This is a genomic window from Nodularia sp. UHCC 0506, assembly GCF_034931045.1.
In the GTDB taxonomy this organism is placed as follows: domain Bacteria; phylum Cyanobacteriota; class Cyanobacteriia; order Cyanobacteriales; family Nostocaceae; genus Nodularia.
Window position 1 is genome coordinate 62,352 of sequence record NZ_JAYGHH010000001.1, and the last position, 6,000, is coordinate 68,351.

5 protein-coding genes are annotated in these 6,000 nt (G+C 39.6%); 4 read left to right on the forward strand and 1 reads right to left on the reverse strand.

Annotated elements, in window-relative coordinates:
• The first annotated feature begins 69 nt into the window (after window positions 1-69).
• The 4 genes from VB654_RS00300 (at window position 70) to VB654_RS00315 (ending at window position 4,445) form a co-directional block, all read left to right on the forward strand.
• On the forward strand, window positions 70-489 hold the full coding sequence (locus VB654_RS00300) for an asparagine synthase-related protein (RefSeq protein ID WP_323211235.1): 420 nt from the start codon (window positions 70-72) through the stop codon (window positions 487-489).
• 35 nt (window positions 490-524) lie between these two features.
• Window positions 525-1,778: a class I SAM-dependent methyltransferase gene (locus VB654_RS00305; RefSeq protein WP_323211236.1), complete on the forward strand. Its 1,254-nt coding sequence runs from the start codon at window positions 525-527 to the stop codon at window positions 1,776-1,778.
• 10 nt (window positions 1,779-1,788) lie between these two features.
• Window positions 1,789-2,766 (forward strand): ABC transporter ATP-binding protein, encoded by a 978-nt coding sequence (locus VB654_RS00310; RefSeq protein WP_323211237.1) that lies wholly within the window; start codon window positions 1,789-1,791, stop codon window positions 2,764-2,766.
• Between the two features lie 116 nt (window positions 2,767-2,882).
• Window positions 2,883-4,445 (forward strand): glycine betaine ABC transporter substrate-binding protein, encoded by a 1,563-nt coding sequence (locus tag VB654_RS00315; protein WP_323211238.1) that lies wholly within the window; start codon window positions 2,883-2,885, stop codon window positions 4,443-4,445.
• Between the two features lie 616 nt (window positions 4,446-5,061).
• Here the strand turns inward: VB654_RS00315 and VB654_RS00320 are convergent.
• Window positions 5,062-5,832 (reverse strand): glucosamine-6-phosphate deaminase, encoded by a 771-nt coding sequence (locus tag VB654_RS00320; protein ID WP_323211605.1) that lies wholly within the window; start codon window positions 5,830-5,832, stop codon window positions 5,062-5,064.
• Between the last annotated feature and the right edge of the window lie 168 nt (window positions 5,833-6,000).

Here is a 6,000-nt window from a genome sequence, read left to right on the forward strand (position 1 = left end):
TATAGTTACTTTGCAGATTATGAGGATGCGATCGCATTACACAAAGAATCAGTCACAATTATTAAAGGATTGCACAATCTAAATCTGCAAAGATTAGACAGAATGACAATGGCTCACGGCTTAGAAGGACGTGTACCATTCTTAGATACTGACTTTATCGAACTATCCCTGAGTATCGATCCCACACTCAAATTATACAAGACCTTTGGCATTGAAAAATGGTTACTACGTCAGGCTTTTAGCGACTTACTACCACAAGAAATAGTGTGGCGGGACAAAATGGAATTTGCCCAAGGTTGCGCCTCCTCCACAGTTTTAGAAGACCATGCCAATAGTTGCATTACTGAGCAAACTCTCAAAGAAGCTCACAAAAAGAAACTTCCTGTAAGTACCAAAGAAGAGTTATTCTATTACCAGATTTTCCGAAATCATTTCACACATCCAGATGCTGCTGCTCTCATTGGTAAGTGGCAAGGTACTCTTCATTGAAGCTGAAACTCTGTAATTTATCACAAGGAAAAATCATGCAATCAGTTGGAGAACAAACCTACTCACAAGCTGTCAAAGAGGGAAAATACGATCTTTATGTCGGCAACCTTTTTGGTAAATATGATAACGTCCGCACCTATTGGGAAGATCAATTAACTCGCATAGCTTTTAGACCATTTTTACTCGACCTTGTGGAACGCCGACGCAAGGAAAACCGAGGTGTCAGAATTTTAGATTTAGGATGCGGTTCTGGCCAAGGCTATGAAATTCTGGTAAAAATTGATAGCCGTGACCTAGACTTGGGTTTGCAGCACGAAAGAGTGCTACCAGAAGACAGTATTGACTTGTATTACGGAGTAGATATTAGTCAACCGATGGTTGAGAAAGGTGAAGTCCTATTTGCAGATAAACCTCATGTCAAATTTGCTCAACTAGACCTGCGAGACGGATTAGGTAAAATAAAAACCGCAGAAAAGCCTTTTGATATCTACTTTTCTTCCTATGCAGCCCTGTCTCATCTTTCTAAAAAACAACTGCGCTATTTGTTGCAGGATATTGCCGCACACGGTACCAACGAGAGTCTAGTCGTACTAGATTTAGTCGGGCGTTACTCCATCGAATGGCCAGAATTTTGGTCAGCTAATTCCGAAGAAGAAAAAGTCCGAGACTATACCATGAGTTATCTGTACTCTGAACCTGTGAGGGAACGCTTAGACATTGAGAAATTTCCCCTGAGATTTTGGACAGGTAATGAAGTTAGGGAACTAACTCAAGGAATTACAGCAGAGACAGGCGTGGGAATGGAAGTATTAAAACTCATGGACCGTTCTATTCTCGTCGGTCGTCATACAGACACCAGAGAATACAACAAGCAACTAAAACCCATTCGCAGATTGAGTAATTGTTTGCATGAGGATTATTTTCGTACTGACTTGCAAACATTGATGCTTGATGAAAGAATGGTTCCTAACCACCCTGAAGTAACTCCATTTCTGCACAGTTTGATTAAAGCCTGGAACATCCTGGTAAGTTATACCCAAAAAAGACTTTGCAACGAAATTCAACTTACCGATTTAAGAGACTGGGACGAGTTTCCCAAACCCTTGCATTTTGCCCTGATGACAATGGATAGGGTGATTGCAGATGTAGGCTGGATGTGGTATGGAGACCCTAGAGCCAACATTATTGAACCGCAGTTGGGTTATGCCTTACGAACCTTAGAATACGAAATGCAGACTGGGATGGGCTGCGGTCACGGACTCCTGGCAATATTACAAGTCCAAAAATAACTTAATTTTGATGATTGATGTAACCAATCTCACAAAGCAATACAAAGATTTGACCGTGGTGGATGATATTTCATTCCACGTCGCTGAAGGGGAAACTTTAGGACTAATTGGCACTAGTGGCTGCGGCAAAACTACCACCCTGAAAATGCTGAATCGGCTAATTGAGCCAGATTCCGGTCAAATTGTCATTGCTGGACAGGAAATCAGCCGTCGTCGTCCCGAAGTCCTGCGCCAAAGTATCGGTTACGTCATTCAGAATATCGGACTTTTCCCCCATTACACCGTGGCTGAAAACGTAGCCGTTGTACCCCGGTTATTGAAATGGAAGGAAAAACGTATAATTCGCCGCACCTCTGAGTTACTCAAACTTGTGGGACTAGCGCCAGAAAAATTTGCTCGGCGTTATCCCCAAGAACTCAGTGGGGGGCAGAAACAACGGGTAGGATTAGCACGCGCCCTCGCTGTTGATCCTCCGATTATCTTACTTGACGAACCCTTTGGGGCATTAGATCAAATTACCAAACGCCAAATTCAGCAAGAATTTAAACAGCTAGAAAGCTTGTTAAATAAAACCATCGTGTTAGTCACCCATGATATTTTTGAAGCCGTGACCTTGTGCGATCGCATTTGTCTAATGAATCAAGGAAAAATTCAGCAGATTGGCACACCCAAAGAGTTAATATTTAACCCACACAACGACTTTGTACGTAACTTTTTCCAAGCCTACCTATTTCAACTAGAACTACAAGTCACCACACTCAAAGATTTACTCCCCTGGCTATCGACAAAAGAAACCGACACAGAAAACTTTCAAGAATACGAAGAAAACACCAGCCTCTTAAAAATTCTCGAACAAATACAAACCTCCCTCAAAAATTCTTTCATCCAGATTAAAAATTCTCAAAATTGCTCTATTGCCATAGTCAGTAGTGAAGACCTGCTTGCTGCATTTTACCGATTCAAAGAATCACTACATAACAATACTTAGAGTTCGTAGTAAGCACTTTAGTGCTGACAAAATTCTTTCCTTCTTCCTTTGTGTCCTTTGCGGTATGCGCTACGCGAACGTTCCTCTTAAAATAGCAAAACATATCCCAACCTAACATGAACAACCTTTGGGCATTTTTTATCAATTCCAGAGAAGAAATTGCCAAACAAACAATAGAACACCTGGGATTAACATTAGCCTCGCTATCAATTGCCATAATCATCGGTGTCATAGTAGGAATCATCTTAACCCGCTATAAACAAGTAGCTAATAACGTGATTGGCATAGCTGGTATAATCCAAACAATTCCTAGCGTTGCCCTGTTAGGTTTCATGCTCCCCATATTAGGAATTGGAGTCACACCAGCCATCGTTGCTCTATTTTTATATGCCTTACTACCAATCATCCGTAATACCTTTATTGGGATTGAAGAAGTAGATGCTTCCATCAAAGAAGCCGCCAAAGGAATGGGTATGCCTAGCGCTCAAATTTTGTTAAAAGTAGAATTACCCCTAGCCACCCCTGTAATTTTTGCAGGTATTCGCACCGCAGCAGTTACTAACGTCGGTGTAGCCACCCTTTGCGCCTTAATTGCTTCCGGTGGGTTAGGACAATTTATTTTTCGTGGTATCGCCTTAAATAATACAGATATGATTCTAGCTGGGGCAATTCCCGCAGCTGGTTTAGCTTTAATATTAGATTTTCTGCTTGGTGTCCTCCAAAAAAATGTTACCAAGTTAATCAAGCCCATTCTAATTACAAGCTTAGTATTACTGAGTTCTGCAATTTTGTGGGCGGTAACTATTTCTCATCCGCCTGTCTTCCAAGCTGGATTTACATCAGAGTTTATGGAACGTGCTGATGGCTATCCCGGCTTAAGAGAGCATTATGATTTGCAATTTAATACTCTGGAACTAGACCCAGGACTGATGTATGAAGCCATCAAAGAAAAACAGGTAGATGTAATTAGTGGTTTTTCCACCGATGGCAGAATTAAAGCCTACGATCTGCAAGTATTAGAAGATGACAAAAATTATTTTCCCCCTTACTACGCAGCACCTTTAGTCAAAGGCGAAACCCTGAGAAAATATCCAGAAATTAGGGCAGCTTTAGACAAATTGGCAGGTAAAATTTCTGATGAAATCATGGCAGAACTTAACTACCTAGTTGATGAGAAAAAGCAACCACCTAGTCAGGTAGCCAGGGAGTTTATCCAAAATTTAGGTTTAGAAACATCTACCCAAAGAAATGGTGCATCTGATATAGTTGTCGGCTCAAAGAATTTCACCGAGCAATATATCTTAGCAGAAATGTTAGTAGTTATAATTGAAAATTATACAAATCTCGATGTAGAATTAAAAACGGGACTAGCTGGCACACAAATTGCTTTTAATGCCCTGCTTAAAGGAGATATTGACCTTTATCCTGAGTATACAGGAACGGGACTCTTAACGATTCTCCAAGTAGATGAAAAAATTCGCAACGAAATTATTCAAAGTAAGGAGAAAGTATTCAACTACGTCAAAGAAGAATCGAAAAAGCGTTATGATGTTGATTGGCTGAGTTCCTTTGGTTTCAATAACACCTATGGTTTGATGATGCGTCGAGAAGATGCAACCGAATTCAATATTAGTTCCATTTCTAATTTGAAAGAATATTTAAATAATGTCAGTAATTGAAGAGATTAGGGGAAATTGATCAATTAATTACTTTGATAATGGCTATATCTAAAGGACTAAGTTGAGTGATCATAAAATCATACTTAAGTCTAAAATAAAACTCCATCAAAGTATGAGGTTTTTATTTACTAGCGTATAGAGAATGAGGAGGTGCAAGCAATAGTGTATACACTCTTAACGTTTCATCACCCATGATGTTTACATTTTTGGTAAAAGATAAAATTTCTGCATGAAATCTGTAGTGTGTGGTTTCAACTTTATGTAGGGTGTACTATCAAAAGTGTGAATTTTGGGTTGAATAAATCAGAAAATTTGGGGATAACTGTTCCCTGTTCCCTATATGGTACAAGATATTATTTTTTGTCTCAAAGAAGCTACTTTTTATTATATTTTGAAAAAATACTCCACTCCCCAAAATTCTGCTGATTGTTTTGTCAATCCTCCCTGTGGCTGTGAAAATCCTGGAAAGGAACTCAAATGTGAGGACTGTACCTATTTAGAAGCTTGTTTATCTCACTTTAAACTCGGTCATAAACCAATGCCATAAACTCAATTTATTTATAAAAATATTAAAGATCCCCGATTTCTTAAAGAAGTCGGGGATCTGAGCCTTAGCTTACAGTAAACTAGCAGAATTTGTATCTAAAAATAAGGTTGCTTGCGATTGTTGACGTAAAATTGAGGCTGGGCAATTGGTATTAATTGACCCTTTTAGCATCTGTTTTATTACCGAGGCTTTACGTGTTTCTGGTGCTAGACAAATAATTTTTTGGGCTGAACAGATTAAAGGCAAAGTAACAGTAAAAGCATACTGGGGAACACTATCAATATTAGGAAAATGACCTGTGTTAACTTGCTGCTGGCGATTGATTGTATCTAGTTTCACCAGTTTGACGCTGTAAGTATCTTGAAAATTGGCTACTGCGGGGTCATTAAAAGCCAAATGTCCGTTTTCACCAATACCAAGACAAGATAAATCAATGGGTTGGGCTTGCAATAATTTGGTGTAGCGATCGCACTCTGCTAGAGGTTGCAAGGCATCACCTTCTATATAATGAAATTGTCGGGGAGAAACTCGCTTTTCGACACGTTCTTGCAGATATCGCCGGAAACTCGCCGGATGATCGGCTGTAATCCCCAAATATTCATCTAAATGAAATAAGGTAATCCGTGACCAATCTACACCACCCAACTTGATTAAAGCATCAAGAAATTTGAGTTGGGAGTTTCCTGTGGCTAACAGTACTGCTGCGATTTCCTGTTGCTGGAGAACTTGCTGTAAATAATTTTGGGCGATTTCTGCTACTTTCTCTGCCATTTCAACTTCAGAGTTGTAAATCTGCACCAATAAATCATCAACGCGAAAAAAGTTTGTAGCGGCTAACATTTGCTTACATGGGATATTTGAGAATAATCCACTGACACCAATTTTATATAAAGATGCATACAAATAACCCCTCCCTAACTCTCCCCGCAAGCAAGGAGGGAAGCGGATTTTTACGAGGTAGGGATAAGAGGTGGGGTAAAAACAATATGCATCTTCACAAATAATTGG

Excerpts from the sequence above, each read along its gene's own strand:
- VB654_RS00305 (WP_323211236.1), top strand. The coding sequence starts at position 525 with ATGCAATCAGTTGGAGAACAAACCTACTCACAAGCTGTCAAAGAGGGA.
- VB654_RS00310 (WP_323211237.1), top strand. The coding sequence starts at position 1,789 with ATGATTGATGTAACCAATCTCACAAAGCAATACAAAGATTTGACCGTG.
- VB654_RS00315 (WP_323211238.1), top strand. The coding sequence starts at position 2,883 with ATGAACAACCTTTGGGCATTTTTTATCAATTCCAGAGAAGAAATTGCC.
- VB654_RS00320 (WP_323211605.1), bottom strand. The coding sequence starts at position 5,832 with ATGTTAGCCGCTACAAACTTTTTTCGCGTTGATGATTTATTGGTGCAG.